This window comes from Paenibacillus arenosi, from assembly GCF_014841135.1.
GTDB classification, from domain to species: domain Bacteria; phylum Bacillota; class Bacilli; order Paenibacillales; family Paenibacillaceae; genus Paenibacillus_B; species Paenibacillus_B arenosi.
The window spans coordinates 16,702-32,059 of sequence record NZ_JACYTN010000031.1 but is presented as its reverse complement, the minus strand read 5'-3'; the positions used below and the strand labels follow the sequence as shown (position 1 = coordinate 32,059).

Annotated in this window: 16 protein-coding genes; 10 read left to right on the top strand and 6 right to left on the bottom strand. The window is 39.7% G+C overall.

What is annotated here, in order from left to right:
• Positions 1–141: 141 nt before the first annotated feature.
• The 4 genes from IFO66_RS21790 to IFO66_RS21780 form a co-directional block, all read right to left on the bottom strand.
• The gene (locus IFO66_RS21790; RefSeq protein WP_192027140.1) at positions 142–606 is read right to left on the bottom strand and encodes a DinB family protein; all 465 of its coding nucleotides are present in this window, start codon (positions 604–606) and stop codon (positions 142–144) included.
• A gap of 103 nt (positions 607–709) precedes the next feature.
• Positions 710–895, bottom strand: coding sequence for a hypothetical protein (locus IFO66_RS24270; RefSeq protein WP_337913551.1), 186 nt, complete (start codon positions 893–895; stop codon positions 710–712).
• Positions 896–1,132: 237 nt separating this feature from the next.
• The gene (locus IFO66_RS21785) at positions 1,133–1,630 is read right to left on the bottom strand and encodes a DUF2165 family protein (RefSeq protein WP_192027139.1); all 498 of its coding nucleotides are present in this window, start codon (positions 1,628–1,630) and stop codon (positions 1,133–1,135) included.
• Positions 1,631–1,795: 165 nt separating this feature from the next.
• Positions 1,796–2,644 carry an SDR family NAD(P)-dependent oxidoreductase gene (locus tag IFO66_RS21780; RefSeq protein ID WP_192027138.1) on the bottom strand — a complete coding sequence of 283 codons (849 nt, stop codon included), beginning with the start codon at positions 2,642–2,644 and terminating at the stop codon, positions 1,796–1,798.
• Between the two features lie 218 nt (positions 2,645–2,862).
• Here IFO66_RS21780 and IFO66_RS21775 point away from each other — a divergent pair, with 218 nt between their 5' ends.
• From IFO66_RS21775 to IFO66_RS21745, 8 genes are all read left to right on the top strand, one after another.
• A complete protein-coding gene (locus IFO66_RS21775; RefSeq protein WP_225445977.1) occupies positions 2,863–3,414 on the top strand; it encodes a TetR/AcrR family transcriptional regulator in 552 nt (183 codons plus the stop codon).
• A 293-nt stretch (positions 3,415–3,707) separates the two neighbouring features.
• Positions 3,708–4,988, top strand: a complete 1,281-nt coding sequence (locus IFO66_RS21770; RefSeq protein ID WP_192027136.1) for a helix-turn-helix domain-containing protein — start codon at positions 3,708–3,710, stop codon at positions 4,986–4,988.
• Positions 4,989–5,006: 18 nt separating this feature from the next.
• Complete coding sequence (locus IFO66_RS24155; protein ID WP_273015781.1) at positions 5,007–5,132, top strand: hypothetical protein; 126 nt, start codon at positions 5,007–5,009, stop codon at positions 5,130–5,132.
• Positions 5,133–5,367: 235 nt separating this feature from the next.
• Positions 5,368–5,556 (top strand): aspartyl-phosphate phosphatase Spo0E family protein, encoded by a 189-nt coding sequence (locus tag IFO66_RS24415; RefSeq protein ID WP_420488691.1) that lies wholly within the window; start codon positions 5,368–5,370, stop codon positions 5,554–5,556.
• Between the two features lie 379 nt (positions 5,557–5,935).
• A complete protein-coding gene (locus tag IFO66_RS21760) occupies positions 5,936–6,424 on the top strand; it encodes a hypothetical protein (RefSeq protein WP_192027134.1) in 489 nt (162 codons plus the stop codon).
• A 247-nt stretch (positions 6,425–6,671) separates the two neighbouring features.
• Positions 6,672–7,091: a MarR family winged helix-turn-helix transcriptional regulator gene (locus tag IFO66_RS21755; RefSeq protein ID WP_337913549.1), complete on the top strand. Its 420-nt coding sequence runs from the start codon at positions 6,672–6,674 to the stop codon at positions 7,089–7,091.
• Positions 7,092–7,296: 205 nt separating this feature from the next.
• The gene (locus IFO66_RS21750; RefSeq protein WP_192027133.1) at positions 7,297–7,911 is read left to right on the top strand and encodes a hypothetical protein; all 615 of its coding nucleotides are present in this window, start codon (positions 7,297–7,299) and stop codon (positions 7,909–7,911) included.
• A gap of 78 nt (positions 7,912–7,989) precedes the next feature.
• On the top strand, positions 7,990–8,538 hold the full coding sequence (locus IFO66_RS21745; RefSeq protein ID WP_192027132.1) for a hypothetical protein: 549 nt from the start codon (positions 7,990–7,992) through the stop codon (positions 8,536–8,538).
• A 185-nt stretch (positions 8,539–8,723) separates the two neighbouring features.
• Here IFO66_RS21745 and IFO66_RS21740 read toward each other — a convergent pair whose 3' ends face one another.
• Complete coding sequence (locus IFO66_RS21740; protein ID WP_192027131.1) at positions 8,724–9,152, bottom strand: peptidase M56 BlaR1; 429 nt, start codon at positions 9,150–9,152, stop codon at positions 8,724–8,726.
• Between the two features lie 856 nt (positions 9,153–10,008).
• Here IFO66_RS21740 and IFO66_RS21735 point away from each other — a divergent pair.
• Positions 10,009–11,457 carry an aryl-sulfate sulfotransferase gene (locus IFO66_RS21735; RefSeq protein WP_192027130.1) on the top strand — a complete coding sequence of 483 codons (1,449 nt, stop codon included), beginning with the start codon at positions 10,009–10,011 and terminating at the stop codon, positions 11,455–11,457.
• A 20-nt stretch (positions 11,458–11,477) separates the two neighbouring features.
• On the opposite strand, the gene IFO66_RS21730 is transcribed toward IFO66_RS21735, so the two are convergent.
• Positions 11,478–12,437 (bottom strand): reverse transcriptase domain-containing protein, encoded by a 960-nt coding sequence (locus IFO66_RS21730; protein ID WP_192027129.1) that lies wholly within the window; start codon positions 12,435–12,437, stop codon positions 11,478–11,480.
• A gap of 994 nt (positions 12,438–13,431) precedes the next feature.
• Between IFO66_RS21730 and IFO66_RS21725 the strand changes: the two genes are divergently transcribed.
• Positions 13,432–15,255 (top strand): glycoside hydrolase family 3 protein, encoded by a 1,824-nt coding sequence (locus tag IFO66_RS21725; protein WP_192027128.1) that lies wholly within the window; start codon positions 13,432–13,434, stop codon positions 15,253–15,255.
• Positions 15,256–15,358 lie beyond the last annotated feature (103 nt).

Sequence of the window (15,358 nt, the reverse complement as noted above, 5' to 3'; positions counted from 1 at the left end):
TAACATTCATGCAAATTACAAGGTTATAAGAAATAACAAGCTTTAATGCTTCTAAATAAGCACCTGACATTAGATAGTACTTTAACCTTTTAGCCCAAGTTTAAAATCATTCCATTACTATCAATTGCTCGCTTTGACAACTTATTCAAACAACATGACCTTCGGGTCTTTGTTATAACAGTGAACGAGCATCGCGTGCAATTGCCCTCTATGATGATAGAGATGTGCAATGATTTCTAGCAGCCATTCATATCTGGTGTATGTATTTCCCCAATAGGAAGTCGTTTCCGTAAGCAGCTGTTCATCAGTTAAATTCATATAGTTATGTTTAAGTGCTGCGAAGTTATCAAGTACGCCAGCTTTTATCGAATCTAAAGTAGGGTAAGAAACGCTAGAATAGAAGTCTTCCATTTCAGCTAGCGTCGCCCCTTGAGAGATGCGCCAATCCGCAGCGCAAATGACAGCGATATGCTCCAGCAGCTCACCGATAGAGTGTTTGTCAGGTGTGGGTCTTTTCTGCAAGTCTTCATCTGTTAACGTATCGCATATTTGGATGACGGTTGATACAGCTACTTCGATCTGATGCAGTACACTTGTGCAATTCATAGGAACCTCCTGGATAAGTAAATGAAATGGGCAACTGTCGAGACGCTTAGACATGCATAAAAAAATGCAACTGATATAGTCAGTCGCATAAAGTTTATTTATTTCAAACAATCTCACATTTTAAGGTGTTTCGATTGACTATGATATATTCACCTGTTGATTTATTCATTACTTGTGACACATGCTTGGTATGCGTTATCTCAAACCAATCATTTTGTATATCCACCAATATGTTAATTTCCACTGCATTTTCTCCATACTTTAAACCACTATAAGATAATTTCGTCATCGTCATCATTCCCTGCCTAATGATTAATAGGTTATCAAATAGGAGTATTCAATGTCCTATTTTTGTATCACCTACTTCAATTATACTATACATGAATGAAAATGATAAAATGCAACGATCTTACCTAAAACAGCCAAACAAAAACACCATACTCGGCATGAGCCCATGTGAATGGGTTGATGAACGATACGGTGTTTGATTTCAAATTTTTAGCCGTGGAAGAAGAACAAATACTTCTTACTCGTCATTTTTAAGGGATAGGAAGATAAGCACCCCGAAAATATAACTTACGATGCGATCAGCTGCGCCTAACCCGTTCCATTCGGAAGACATCCACATGGCAAACCATTCTCCACCCACGGTCGTAAACCCGAAAAACCAGATAGTGATAGCGAGACCGAGTGAAACATACGCCCAGCTTTTCGAATTTTGATAAATAGCTCCGCCATTCTTTGCATACTTAAGCAGCTTTACGCCACCAATCCAAGCGGTCACGGCAACTGCAACTTCCGCGATAATAATGATAATATATCCGATATGATGGAAGAGTGGGTTCGTAATCGCGCGGTACATAAGCGTGTTTCCTTCGAACGTAGTATCCATGCTTAATACGTGTTTGACGAACTGGAAGTTGGTGTTGTAATCGGTTATATTTCCGAATGCAATGAGGGAAACAAAGACGGCGAAGAATAGTACAAATGCGGCTTTTAAATAACGAATGATTACGGTATTCATGGCAGAAACCCCTTTCGTTCTTGTGGTTAAAATTGTAAATGAGGAAAACCACATTCAGCGTATATAGATTGCGTAAGATTGTCAATACGCGCGCAAGAACAAAAGAATAAGGGCGTAAAATATTTTGTGTGAATAGATAAATAGAGGCCTAATAATGATCATTACTCATCGCTTCTTAACCTCTTCCAATAATAGAATTGTATCTCTGTAGAGTTTCTGAGCGTTGTCTCTGTCAAACGTTTTCTTCGTCAGACTTACTTTTTTTCGCTGGATATATGCCGTCAAATGAGGCTCTGGTGGCGTGTCCAACAACTCAATAATTGGAATGATGGCTTGCTCAACTGGTCTACCAATTATTTTGAACAAGAATTTCGTGAACAGCCTAAGAATTGGGTTTTCAATTCTCTCCAGCACACCGGTAGTTTGTACAGCCCACGGGTTAAATAGGACATATTTAATCTTTTTGATCGTGTCCATTTCGGCAAAAGCAACGCCGAGCAAATCGTTCAATCGGCTGTTGTGGTTGCGGGCTTTAGAACCGTGATAATTGTTCTTTCTTTGGATATCATTTAGATGAACTGCACTGCTCATACCTGGTGCACAAACATTAACGATGACGGGAGCATCCGCTTGCTCTAAGAGCTCTTTAAAACCGAAACTAAGCACAAATCTGCTCAGATAAGCCAACCCGAAGTTAAACTCCAATCCTTCTTCCGTTTCCGTATATGCGGGTCTAATTATGTGACTGGTCGCAGATAAAACAATCATATCCAACGTAAGAAATTTGCTTTTTACTTCTTGAATGATTCGTTTGTTCTCTTTAACTAAACTTAAATCTGCTTTAAGAAAAAATGCTCTTCCTTCTGTTCCTAATTGTTTAGCTTCTTGTAAGAATAGGTTCCCTTTTACAGCTGAGCTACCTACAGCGATAACGCGATCCCCTTTCTTTAAGTAATGTGTGGCAATTCCTTTTCCGATTCCATCTGTTCCACCTGTAATCAATATTGTTTTCATATTTTGTTCCCTTCATGTTAAACGTGTTATATTAAACTAACATGTGTTGTTTTAATAAACATACAATTATCTTTTTCGTCGAACAACCAACAATGAGACAGGGAATGTTGCTATAGCAACAGTATTGATACATTGTCAGGTTAGGAAAGATGTTAACTTGATTCAAATAAGCTAGTAAGGAAGTGAATGAAGTGGGGACAAAAGTAAGGAATATTCGGATGACTTCAACTAAGCAATCTCTGATTCAAGCATTTGTTAATTTAGTAAATGAAAAGGATTTTGAGAAAATTACAATTGCTGATCTTACAAAAGGGGCTCATGTGAATCGTGCAACCTTTTATGCGCACTTTAATGATAAATATGAACTATTGGATTATATCGTGAGGGAATATATATCGACTGCTATCATAAATCGAACGAAAGGCGAAGTGACATTCGATCAACAGGGCATTGCTAAACTTGTATTGGCCTTATGCGATTTCTATCAACAGCCGAGCATGAATTGTCGCAGCAGCTATATAGCATTAGTCGTACCGCAGTTGACAGACAAAGCGATCATAGAGCTGAGAGCTTACTTGTTAAAGGGACTAGAATCCCTCTGTTCAGCGGAGGAAGTTGCTTTTTATGCACCAATCTTTGCACAAGTGATTCATGAAAGTGCACTACAATGGGCGACGGGGAAAGTTACCTTGGATAAAGAGAAAATGGCCGAAAGAACCGCAGTATTAGTGGTTAACGGATTTCATTCTTCGGTGAGTTCGTTAAGCTAACGGAGAACGTTCGTTCATTTTTCAGGGTCAGTCTAATCTTTTATTTTCTGATGACATGTATAGTTGTACCCCTATATGTTCATTATTAATTCAGCGTGTATAACTAAATGGATATGCATTGACTGCTGGTAAAATTATGCTATAATGAATTTTCAGTTAAGGTTTCCTCGTGATTCAAAAAGAGAAATCCCCCGAAACGATTTTCTATAGATTTGTAATTAAATATCCCTTCTGAGACATTCATAATTCCTATATAGTATTTGATTTATAATGATAAAGGATGTGAAAGTGAGATGATTGTTACTTTTGCAGACATGATCAGACACCGTAGGTCAAATTTAGAATTGACAATGGACAAGTTAGCTGAGAAGGCGAGTATACGCAAAAGCACGATCTCCAAAATTGAAAACGGAGAAGTCAGAAAGCCTGAGTATAAGACAATAAAATCGCTTGCAGAGGCATTGGATATATCTTATGATGATTACATAGGGATTTACATCTCTTTGGAGCGCAATGCAGAGGTCATGCTGGATATACTCCAAGAAGCTATTTCAACTTCTAAGTCTATTTTCCTCATCACAGATATTGCTACAAAGTACTTAGAACTTCCTCACTTAGATAGCTATGACGCTATTAAGCAAATGTTTATCACAGCAAACCATGTAAATGATACTTCCATTAGATTTGCATTATTTAAGACAATAACTAAATATTCGCGTAGTCATGGGGTTATGCCTTTTATTGCACAAGGTATGTATAAGACTTATATGATTGAGCGAAATGATTTTACTCAGCTAGAGAACTCTTATCAAACAGGCAAAAGTGTACTATCCTATGCTGATTTTTTGAATGAAGATGATCAAATAATTTTCTACTTTTCTTTAGCAAATCATTCTTATAGTCTTCTAAGATACAACGACTGTCTTGATTATTGTAAGATTGTTAGTGAAATTGACCAAACCAATAGTCAGTATAGGGCACATGTTACGTTTCTTATGTGTAACTGTCATTATTATTTAAAAAATTATGAAACAAGCAAAATGTTTCTTGCTGAATACAATAATTATTCATTTGAGTTTGTCCAGGGCAATGTTAATTTTATGACGGGCTGTATCAATGGGAGATCTGGTAAAGTAGACCTAGGAATACAGCAACTAGAGCAATATTTAAAAGTTACATCGGAATTTAATCTCGTATATGTTGTTACCATGCTATTGGAATTATACTTAATAAAATGTGATCTTGGTGCCTCTAGAAGACTTCTTGAGTACGAAGTGGCAATGAAAGACTCGTTAATTGACAAGTATACGACACCTGATAAAAAGGCTAGAATGGCTTATTTCTACCAATTGGCTGGAAATGCATTAGTAAGTCAGGATGTAGAAGTTGCTTTTGATTTTTACCTAAAAAGTGCTTCGAAATATATGGAAATAGGATTATACGACAATGCTTTGAAAAGTGTTGTTTTAATAAATGAGGCCATTCTTGAGGATCATTCACGGCTCAGTATTGAGGTTGTAAGAAAAATGAATGAGATCTACAAACAAATAATTAGTAAAAAAATTAATGAATAATAGAAAGGATTGGTTTGCGTGAAAAGAAAATTATTAAAAGCGCCGATTCTTTTAGTCTTAACATTACTTTCAGTAGGGTTTATTCATACGGATGATATGATTACGCCCTTTGGTGGAGGTGTTCCTTGGATTATAGATAAATGAGTCAGTTTTTTTAGAAGGATTAGTTTAATTAGAAATATTAATATCTAAATTACCAATTCTTTTTAAAGAGGCTTTCAAAAAGTAGATGCTGAATTCAGTGTCTACTTTTTTTCTTTTTGTTTCCATACTTTCCATTAGAAGAATGACGTTGGAAACAAAAGATATATTCATTTCAAGGGGAGACCTTGACACATGTGGTGGATGAATTAGGGGGTTCATCCATTACATAGTTACTATGCAAGGACTGATGAGAATGCTTGAAGAGATCGAATTCTTACGGTTCCGAATAAATGAAGCATATCAAAAAGGTTTAGAATTGACCGATGGCAGAATGGTTGAAATGAGTCAAGATTTAGACAAGTTGTTGTTAAAGTACCAAAGGGAGTGTACTTCAAATGATATTAAGATTGAAGTATCTACGTAATGATACATTTGTGGAGGAAAACAAATGTCTTGTACGTAAGTTGGTGGGAGAAGAGATAAATGACGTAGACACAACTAATAAAGCTCATTATTACACTGGGTGTGGTTGTATTTATAAAAAATCTTATTACAAGCGTTTTGACTTCAAGGAAACATTTATTGATGTTTTTGCTTGTTCGTGTGGTGTGTGGATAGTTAATCAAATGAAATGTTGGTAGATTAAGAATGTTTTATAAATATGAAAGAATCTATATTTATACGGGCATGATAAAGGGTGTCCATTCATCATGTACACCTTGCACCAATACTTACGGAGTAATGTCCTTCACATTGGTGGTCATTCATTTTTCCAGACTAATAGGATAGGATGGTAATCAATCATGCAGCAACTCCTCGGAAAGTTTCTAGAAAAACAATTTCCATTAGAATATAAGCTCCATGTAGTTGATGATTTTTTAAGGAGCAGGTATGACGCTACTGAAATCCCGAAGTCCTCAATGGAAGAGTTACAAACAGACCCTCAAGTAAATTTCACTCAAATATATAGATGCTATGATATTAATAACCGCGATATCCTTAATCGCTTATACTCTGATTTTGAAAAATCAATGCAAGAAGAATACAGGCAATCCCACTCAATTACTTACGCCAACAGCGAATGGGAAAAGATACAATCTGGCCAACTCATTCGAGTAATACTGGAAAGCAATAATAATGACACTCTTACCAACTTTACGGTCCAAGGTATGTGTATGACTATAGTACATGATCTCACTATTTTAAAAGGGATACCGTCTTCCTACGTTCATGTAGATAATCTTTATTTCACTCAGTACTTGCAGATATTAAAGGCACGAGGTTATTTATAATTTCTACTGCTAAACATAAAGAGGGTTACTATTTATTATGAGTAGTAATCCTTTTTTTTGCTTAGTATTTTTCATTAAACTGAGCCCTTAGTCCGGAAATGTTTTAAGCACAAAAAAGACTTTCCGCCAACTTGGAGATGTCATCAAATAGTTAGACCAAGAGTGTATTTGACTTGACTGTAACATATTCGTTCTATATATTTTAATGAATAAAATATATGATTATTAAAATATAGGAGGATGTCCAGTGGCGGATAACCATAAAGAGTTTGTAGATATACAAGCCATCATGATGGACATGCGTCTCGTGCAGCAAAAATCAAAAGCTTTCATCGATATACTGACGAGTAATGATGTGTTGTCGCAAAATCATATTACATTGCTGATGGATTTGAAATTGAATGGGAGCATGCGCATTACGGAAATAGCTGAACGTTTCATTATTACAGCTGGTGCGGCAACTTCCATGTGCGACAAGCTAGAAGAACAGCAATTGGTATGCAGAATTCGTTCAAAGGAAGACCGTAGAGTGGTTATGGTGGCTTTAACGAAAGCAGGAGAAGAGAAGGTATATGAGATTTTCACAAGAATTCCAGCTCAAAAACTGCGTACGATCTCCCATGTGTTCAGACAAGTGAATGAACTCATGGCCCAAATTATCGATTAAAGGTAGGCTGCTGCATAGTGATGTGGCAGTTTCCGTATAAATAGGTCAGCCAAAGAGTTGTGGTTGGCCTATTTTTTTGTGTGCATGCTTTATGGGGGTTATTGACAATATAATCTTTTGAAATTATATTAATTATTATATATTTTAATAGTTAAAACATTTATCTTCTAAAATAATCGCAGAGATACTTATGGGGGCGAGTGTAGTGGAGACAGCAGAACATATACGTATTAATGGAGCAGGAACGTATCGTCAAGATATTCAATCCAAAAGCGTACATATAGCAGGTCATGGTCGATTTGAGGGCAGTATTAGCACAGAAAGTTTCAAAAGCTCGGGTTCTTGTCATGTAAAAGGCCATTGCAGTACCAAGCAGATGTCTAGTAATGGTCATGGGCATTTTAACTCCATAACTGCGGATCGAATCGACTGTTCGGGCTCATTTAAAGCTGATCAATCGGTGAATTCACAATCTTTCTCTGCAAAAGGCTTCGTTATGATTGGGGATACGCTGACATCGGGAGATGTACATATCCGATTTCAAGGGGGGACTCCTTCTATAAAACACCTCATAGCGGGGGAAACGATCGATATCGGCAGAGAGAAACTCTTCTTTTTGAATTTACTTTCTTTGGGGAGAAAGAAGTTAATGTGCTCTAGTCTTACGGGGCGTAGAATTAAAATTGACCATGTGGAAGCAGATCTGATCGTTGGTGAGGATATTCGAATTGGCCCGAACTGCAAGATTGGTGAAGTTCGATACACGAATCAGCTGGCTATCGATCCGAGCTCGGTAGTAGAACGTACAGTACAAATTTAAAATGTAGAAATAACTCAAATTTTTATAATTTATAATACTGGATGTTGTATGATGATTACTACTGAAAGGGGAGCAGATATGAACGCAATTGTCCTACTTATTATTGCTTGTGAAGTTGCATTCTGGATCGTGATCGGTGCTGGATTAGTTACCCGTTATTTGTTGAAAAAGGAGCGTTTAGGGTTATTTTTGTTAGCCTTAACACCTGTTGTAGACGTCATCTTGCTTGTAGCTACAAGCATTGATCTTTACCAAGGGGCAACAGCGACAACCGCGCATGCGATCGCAGCCATCTATATTGGTGTATCGATTGCTTTTGGTAAGAGCATGATTGATTGGGCCGATGAGAACTTTCGCTACTATATTACGAAGCAAGGTGAGAAGCCGATCAAAAGATATGGGATGGAGCATGCGAAGCATTACGTGAAGAGTTTCGTTCGTCATGTTGTTGCCTTTATCATTGGTGCGGGACTATTAGTCGGGATGATTTACTACGTGAACGATACAAGCAGAACAGAAGCTTTAATGGGAACGCTTCGAATATGGGGCATTGTAATCGGTATAGATTTATTGATTACGCTTAGTTATTTTATATGGCCAAGAGAAAATAAGAAGTTGGCGAAGTAAAAAGAAGATTATCTTTTAAAAATGGATGGGCCTTTCATTAAAAGTTGATTTGTGATTTTTCTTGTGAACCGTAAATTAAACGATTCCAGTTGGATACGTGATCAGCTCTGGACACCAACAAAACTCCCACTACATGTAGTGGGAGTTTTGTTGGTGATGGTAGAACAGTATAATCGTTTTAAGTTTTATTTGTTATTTGGTGCTCCAGTAATAGCAAATTGGCCTATAATCGTCTTTCCATCTAAATCATAAAGTGGAACAGTACGAACAACTACCGCTTTCCCATCAAAACTTTTGGCCAATAAAGCTTTTTTATGATCTTTCGTGATTGCAACGGCCTCTTCAGGCGTTTTAGGCATCTCTTCTTGAAGATCCTTAGAATAAACATAACCTTTAATACCATCTATGCCCACAGCAGATATTAAATCAGGTTCTGTTTCAACAGAAACGGCATTGGCTGCAGAACCGTAAGTTAATCCACTCTCATTCACAGAATATACAGGAGGTTGCTCAAGACCTCGGTTCCGCAAACTAGATCCAAATACAGGTACTGCCGCTGCACTTATTGTCAAACCTATAATAAATGTTATGGCAGAAATCTTTCTGGTTTTCATAGTTTACCTCCTATCCGTTTTGTTTTGGGCTTTTAAATGTATAATATTGTGAATATCCATTACCATTATATGCAGCCGTGATCCCATACCCATAATACGCTGTTCTCGAAACTGCGGGGTTACGAGTAGCAATGCGGCTATCTAGAACATACGTTGTCTTGTCATTGTATACCCAGGAAGTTTCTGCAATTAATTCATCGTTTCCATTGAATAATCTTGCCTTAGAACCCATATAACCGGCGGGTACATTGTTAGATGAAGATGCAGGGTATGTTTGAACTGTAGACCATGAGTTTGCAAAGGAAGTACCATTAATAGTATCTGTAGCAATAACTGAGTTGTTAGAATAGTTCTTTGAGTTAACAGTAAAATACCCAGTTGAACTAGTAGCGTATCCAGCAAAAACTGTTAAGGAAAATACCGGGAGAACTAATCCCATCGTAAGTGAAGCAACCGGGATTCCGATTCTTGTTAATAGTCTTCCTTTTTTTTCTCAAAAAAATCATCCCTTCTTTGTTATTGTAAATTTTTGTGCGATATACCACTTGAGTATACATTCAATCTATTTATATGTAAACATTTGGATTTTATATAGCTAATTAGCAAACGTAAGCTTTTTTGCTAATGATATTTTCGAGATCACAAAGAGAGGAGAACTTCAAACTCATTGTAAACTGTGAAGTGAAACAATTCAAACTTGACTACTCGGAATAATGTGGATAATATAATTCCAATACATTTTACATAGGCAACAGCCGATTGGATCACCAAAGGCTCATGTATCTTTTACAGCTTTCCAGCTGCTAGAGAGGCATGAGTCTTTTTTATTTCCTGACAAATGAAAGGAGTATGAGATATGGGACACCCTACGATTTATCCAACGGGAACAACGGTGTACAAGCCAGAGCAGGCATGGAGCGGGTACACACTGTATCAAGCAGCAGATACGGGAGCGCTCCTGATTGATATGAATGGCCGAGAGGTTCATCTTTGGAAAGGGCTGCGTGGATTTCCAAACAAGCTGCTGCCTGGTGGTTATGTGCTAGGAAGTACGGCGCAGCGTGATACTAGATACGGGTTTCAAGATGAGAAAAATCTGGTTCAAGTTGATTGGGATGGCAATATCGTGTGGAAGTTCGACCGTTATGAATGGATTGAAGATCCAGACAATCCGCCGCAATGGATGGCACGCCAGCATCATGATTACCAACGTGAAGGCAATCCTGTCGGTTATTATGTACCGGGTCAGGAACCGGAGGTAGATTCAGGGCGTACGCTGCTGCTTGTCCATAAAAATGTAACTTGTCCGAACATTTCGGATAAGCTGCTGTTGGACGATGTGCTTATTGAGGTGGACTGGGAAGGGAATATCCTCTGGGAGTGGGCGTGCAGTGATCATTTCGATGAACTAGGCTTTGATGAGCAGGCGAAGGAAGTACTGTATCGTGATCCGAACACGAGATTTTTTGGTGCAAATGCAGGGGATTGGATGCATATTAATTCCGCTTCCGTCTTAGGGCCGAATAAGTTCTACGATGCGGGCGATGAGCGTTTTCATCCAGACAATATTATATGGGATGCTCGTGAATCTAACATTATTGCTATTATAGACAAGCAAACTGGCAAGATTGTGTGGAAGCTGGGGCCGAATTACGATACAGAGGTAACGAAGCATCTCGGCTGGATTATCGGACAGCATCATGCCCATCTTATTCCGAGAGGATTGCCGGGTGAAGGGAATCTGCTTGTATTTGATAACGGGGGCTGGGCAGGATATGGTGCGCCAAATCCGGAGTCAGCGGACGGATTAAGGGTGGCTCGGCGGGATCATTCTCGTATTTTAGAAATCAATCCTGTAACGCTAGAGATTGAATGGCAGTATACACCGACCGAAGCGGGATTTCAGGCACCGCTCGATTCTTATCGTTTTTATAGTCCGTATATTAGCTCAGCGCAGCGGCTTCCTAATGGTAATACGCTAATTACGGAAGGGGCAGACGGTAGAATTTTCGAGGTGACTCGGGAGCATGAACTCGTGTGGGAATATATTTCTCCCTATAAAAATCAACGAAATGCGAATATGGTCTATCGTGCCTATCGTGTGCCTTATGAGTGGGTGCCGCAGTTAGAACATCCAGAGGAGGTTGCTATTTTGCCGATAGATGTGGCTGATTTCCGCTTGCCGGGAGCGGCACCGCGAGGAGCGGTAAGCACAGTTGAAGTGGAAGGAACGGTAGCAGAATATGTGGAAGGAGCGCTATGCGTGGCAAGAATCGATGAGACTCAGCGTAAGGAAAATAGTTGAATTAAAAATAAATGTAACGGCTACGTTCTCCTGATTGCAGGTAAAGCGTAGTCATTTGTTTTTGGTCCGAAACGAGCGGTGTAGCTGCCGGAGCCGGTTTTGATTTTCTGCGCACAGAAAGTTGTGCCTAGAAAATCGAAATCAACATGAGCATAGTTTCCTTTACGGCTATCATCTTTGCAATATACGATTTTCGTTTTTTCTGGATGAGGAGTAAGCCTGTACCTGGAGAATCTTTGCTGCAGTTGGGCGAGCAGATTTTTTGCGTTCGTTTCATTTTTACAATGGCAAATGATATCATCCGTGTAGCGCTCGAAAGGGATGTCAGGATGTTTCTGCTGCATCCACTCGTCAAAAATATGATGCAAATACACATTGCCTAGTAAAATATTGAGTTTGCTTCCTTGGGCGAGTCCTCTTTTTGATTTGACTATAGTTCCGTCTTTCATTTGAATAGGTGCGATCATCATGCGATGGGTGTATAACAATGCCCATTTGCTTCGAATATGTGTGTTCAACATGTCCATAAGCAGCCGATGGTTAATGTTCTCTCCGAATTTTTTAATATCCATAACAAGTGCCCAATCGTATCGCAAACAACGTTCACCTGCTAGGCGTACGGCATCGTCCCGAGCGGGTCTTTTTTGCTTATAGCCATATGAATTGGGATGAAATAGACGCTCGAATTCAGGGGCAAGTTCATTTTTTAACAGTGTCTGTACAATAAAATCTTTTACCGTTGGAATGCCCATCGGCCGCCATCCACCGCTTTTCTTGGGGATTACGATTCTTCGAACGGGAGAAGGAACATAGCTGCCAGTGTTAAGCTCCATCCACAATTCATGCAGCAGTTTGATTCGATTTTGCTTAAAATCCTCAATGGTCTGACCGTCTATGCCTACAACTTTCGTCTTTTCAGATTGTCGGAATGCTTCCCCCAGAACACTTTTCGGTATGTGAAAGCGCCTCGTCTTCTCCATCGTATCCCCCTTTTCATGTCCGAACAAATGGAATGTTTCAGTTTATGAAAAGGTGCTTATTTCTGCTTGTACGGTCGTCCATTTGGACGAGATGTTTTGTTTTCCGAATACTGTATTTTAAGAAACGATCAATTTGTAGATGATTATCCAAACATGTACGATTTTTTGCGAAAAATATCTCAGGCTACACTGCACTATGGAGGATCTAAGCCAATCAAATTCCGCTAACGAGCGCCATGGACGTTATTTTCGTAAAATGGTTCATTTCAGAGTGCTAACGGTTGTGGTCAGGCTTATTTTAGCAATGATACCGATTGATACCGGTCACACAGACAAATAAGCTCACTGACACTCGTTACATTTCAACATCCATGGATAATCACGGAATAGCCTCCGTGGCAATCGTTAGCGCATCTTTACCTTGCTACGCTGTATCTGGCTGGCTACGCCTTGCCTCGCTTTGCTCTGCTATGCTACGCTTTCCTGCTGCACTTTGCTCGCAGTGCTTTGCCTTGCTACGCTGTATCTGGCTACGCCGCGCTTTCCTCTGCTCTGCTACGCCGGACTTTGCTCGCTGTGCTCTGCCTTGCTTTACTAGGCCACGCCGCACTTTGCTCGCAGTGCTCTGCCTTGCTACGCCTTGCTTTACTAGGCCACGCTGCGCATTGCATTGGCTCTAGGGCATCGACTCTCGCTATAAATCAAGCCGCTGCTACTTTTTTATCTAGGCTGTTCACCTTCTTGTAGGTAGCTATCGAAAAATATAAGGACGAGCTCATAATCATAGGTTCGAAGTGTTTCTATTTTCTGAAAATGTAAAATAACTAGAAATGAATCTCCTAAATCATGGATAAGTATAACAAATAATTGATGTATTATATTGTAAATCTCTTCTCTTCATGATAGTCTACTTCGCAGATCGCAACAACATATAGCATGACAGACAGCAGCAGTATGTATGGCGACCTAAATGAGCGATAAGGAGAAGATTACGATGAACAAGAAAGTCGCTAGTATCATGATGTGCCTCTTAGTATTCACAGCAGTTATTTCGAACGCCTGGAATGTGAGCAGTGCTAGTCCGAATGTTAGCCCTATCCCTCTAGCAGGTAATCAGTCGGAAACGGTGAAAAATGTAACGGTAGAGGCTATTGTTGGCAGCAATATGCCAATCGAGGAGAAGGCAAAAAAGATTGTCACTCTTATGAACGATAAGGAAAAGATCGGCCAGCTCGTCATGTATACCCCTACGAATCAAGCAGATCCCTTCTCTGAGAAGATGATCAAGGAATATAACGTGGGCAGCGCTCTAATAACTGCCATTATGAGAAATACAGTAGAGACAGCAAAGTTCACGAACGACTTACAGGCATTGGCATCGCAATCCCGCCTAGGTATTCCATTATTTATTTCTGGTGATATGGAAAATGGAACGGCGCAGCGAGTTCCTGCTACCGGTATTATTTTACCTAGACAGATGGCGATTGGAGCGACGCGCAGTATAGAGTATGCGGAACAAGCAGCTCGCATAACGGCTAAGGAAGCAAAAGCGATGGGTTTTCAATGGAGCTACTCACCAGTCGTAGATGTAAACTCAAATATGGAGAATCCGGTTATTGGCGTTCGTTCATTTGGAGAGCAGACACAAATGGTTAGTGATATGGCTGTAGCACAATTGAAAGGGTATCAAAGCGAAGGTGTCCTATCCAGTGCGAAGCATTTCCCTGGACACGGGGATACAGATTTTGACACACATACAACGTTATCCAAAGTATCTTACAGTGAAGATGTATTGAGACAAGTGCATCTCCCTCCATTCAAGGCTGTTATCGATCAAGGGATCGAATCGATTATGACCTCCCACATTATTATTGAAGCGATAGATCCTACATTACCAGCAACGTTATCGAAAAAAGTTCTAACCGGATTATTGCGTGAAGATCTAGGGTTTAAAGGGATGATTATTACCGATGCGATGGTTATGGACGCGATATCTAAAAACTGGGGAGCTGGCGAAGCCGCTGTTATGGCGATTAATGCAGGTGCAGATATTGTCATGGCCAATGGCTCTGCAGCAGATCAAATCGAGACGCTGGATGCTCTATATAGCGCACTTCAAGCTGGGAAAATAGAAAAGAGCCGTGTGGATGATGCGGTAACACGGATTATTACTTACAAATTAAAGATGAAGACGTTCGACAACCGTTATGTTGACGTGAATCAAGCTGTAAAAATAGTAGGTAATGAAGATCATTGGAATCGTTCCTACCAGATGGCTTTGGACTCAATTACATTGCTCAAAAATGACAGTGTGCTGCCGTTTAATCCTAGATCTGATGAGAAAACACTTGTCGTAAGTATGGCCTATGCGGAGCGGATCGCAAAGATGGTTAGGGCCGTAAGCAAAGGTGAAGTATTGGCCTATCAGGCGGCACCAGCTATGGGAGAGCCATTGGATGCCACGGAAGAAGCCATTCAAGGCGCTCTTGCAAAGGCGAAGCTAGTAGATCGTATCATTGTGTTTACACAGTCAGATCGCAAAATTCCAAAAGGACAAATTGATCTTGTAAACCAGTTAATCGCGACTGGTAAGCCTGTAGTAACGGTTGCTCTCGGCAACCCTAGCGATATCGTAAGTTTGCCAAATGCGAAGGCTTATATAGCGGCTTATGCGGCAGATACTTGGTATTGGACTACTCCTGTTCCGATTTCTTGGAACGCATCTATCGAAGTCATTTTCGGTACGAACCCTAAAGGGAAACTACCTGTAACTTTAAGCAAAGAGTATCCGAGAGATTTTGGATTGAGCTATCGTTAACTAGATAAAAACGAGTCAAGCATTCGCAGCTTATCGTGTTCATTCAAAGCAGCCTAATTGCAGGCTGCTTTTTCTTATTTGGTTCAGTGTGGCGTGTTTACGA

Coding starts and splice junctions, on each gene's coding strand:
- IFO66_RS21790 (WP_192027140.1), bottom strand. CDS start 606: ATGAATTGCACAAGTGTACTGCATCAGATCGAAGTAGCTGTATCAACC.
- IFO66_RS24270 (WP_337913551.1), bottom strand. CDS start 895: ATGACGAAATTATCTTATAGTGGTTTAAAGTATGGAGAAAATGCAGTG.
- IFO66_RS21785 (WP_192027139.1), bottom strand. CDS start 1,630: ATGAATACCGTAATCATTCGTTATTTAAAAGCCGCATTTGTACTATTC.
- IFO66_RS21780 (WP_192027138.1), bottom strand. CDS start 2,644: ATGAAAACAATATTGATTACAGGTGGAACAGATGGAATCGGAAAAGGA.
- IFO66_RS21775 (WP_225445977.1), top strand. CDS start 2,863: ATGACTTCAACTAAGCAATCTCTGATTCAAGCATTTGTTAATTTAGTA.
- IFO66_RS21770 (WP_192027136.1), top strand. CDS start 3,708: ATGATTGTTACTTTTGCAGACATGATCAGACACCGTAGGTCAAATTTA.
- IFO66_RS24415 (WP_420488691.1), top strand. CDS start 5,368: ATGCAAGGACTGATGAGAATGCTTGAAGAGATCGAATTCTTACGGTTC.
- IFO66_RS21760 (WP_192027134.1), top strand. CDS start 5,936: ATGCAGCAACTCCTCGGAAAGTTTCTAGAAAAACAATTTCCATTAGAA.
- IFO66_RS21745 (WP_192027132.1), top strand. CDS start 7,990: ATGAACGCAATTGTCCTACTTATTATTGCTTGTGAAGTTGCATTCTGG.
- IFO66_RS21740 (WP_192027131.1), bottom strand. CDS start 9,152: ATGAAAACCAGAAAGATTTCTGCCATAACATTTATTATAGGTTTGACA.
- IFO66_RS21735 (WP_192027130.1), top strand. CDS start 10,009: ATGGGACACCCTACGATTTATCCAACGGGAACAACGGTGTACAAGCCA.
- IFO66_RS21730 (WP_192027129.1), bottom strand. CDS start 12,437: ATGGAGAAGACGAGGCGCTTTCACATACCGAAAAGTGTTCTGGGGGAA.
- IFO66_RS21725 (WP_192027128.1), top strand. CDS start 13,432: ATGAACAAGAAAGTCGCTAGTATCATGATGTGCCTCTTAGTATTCACA.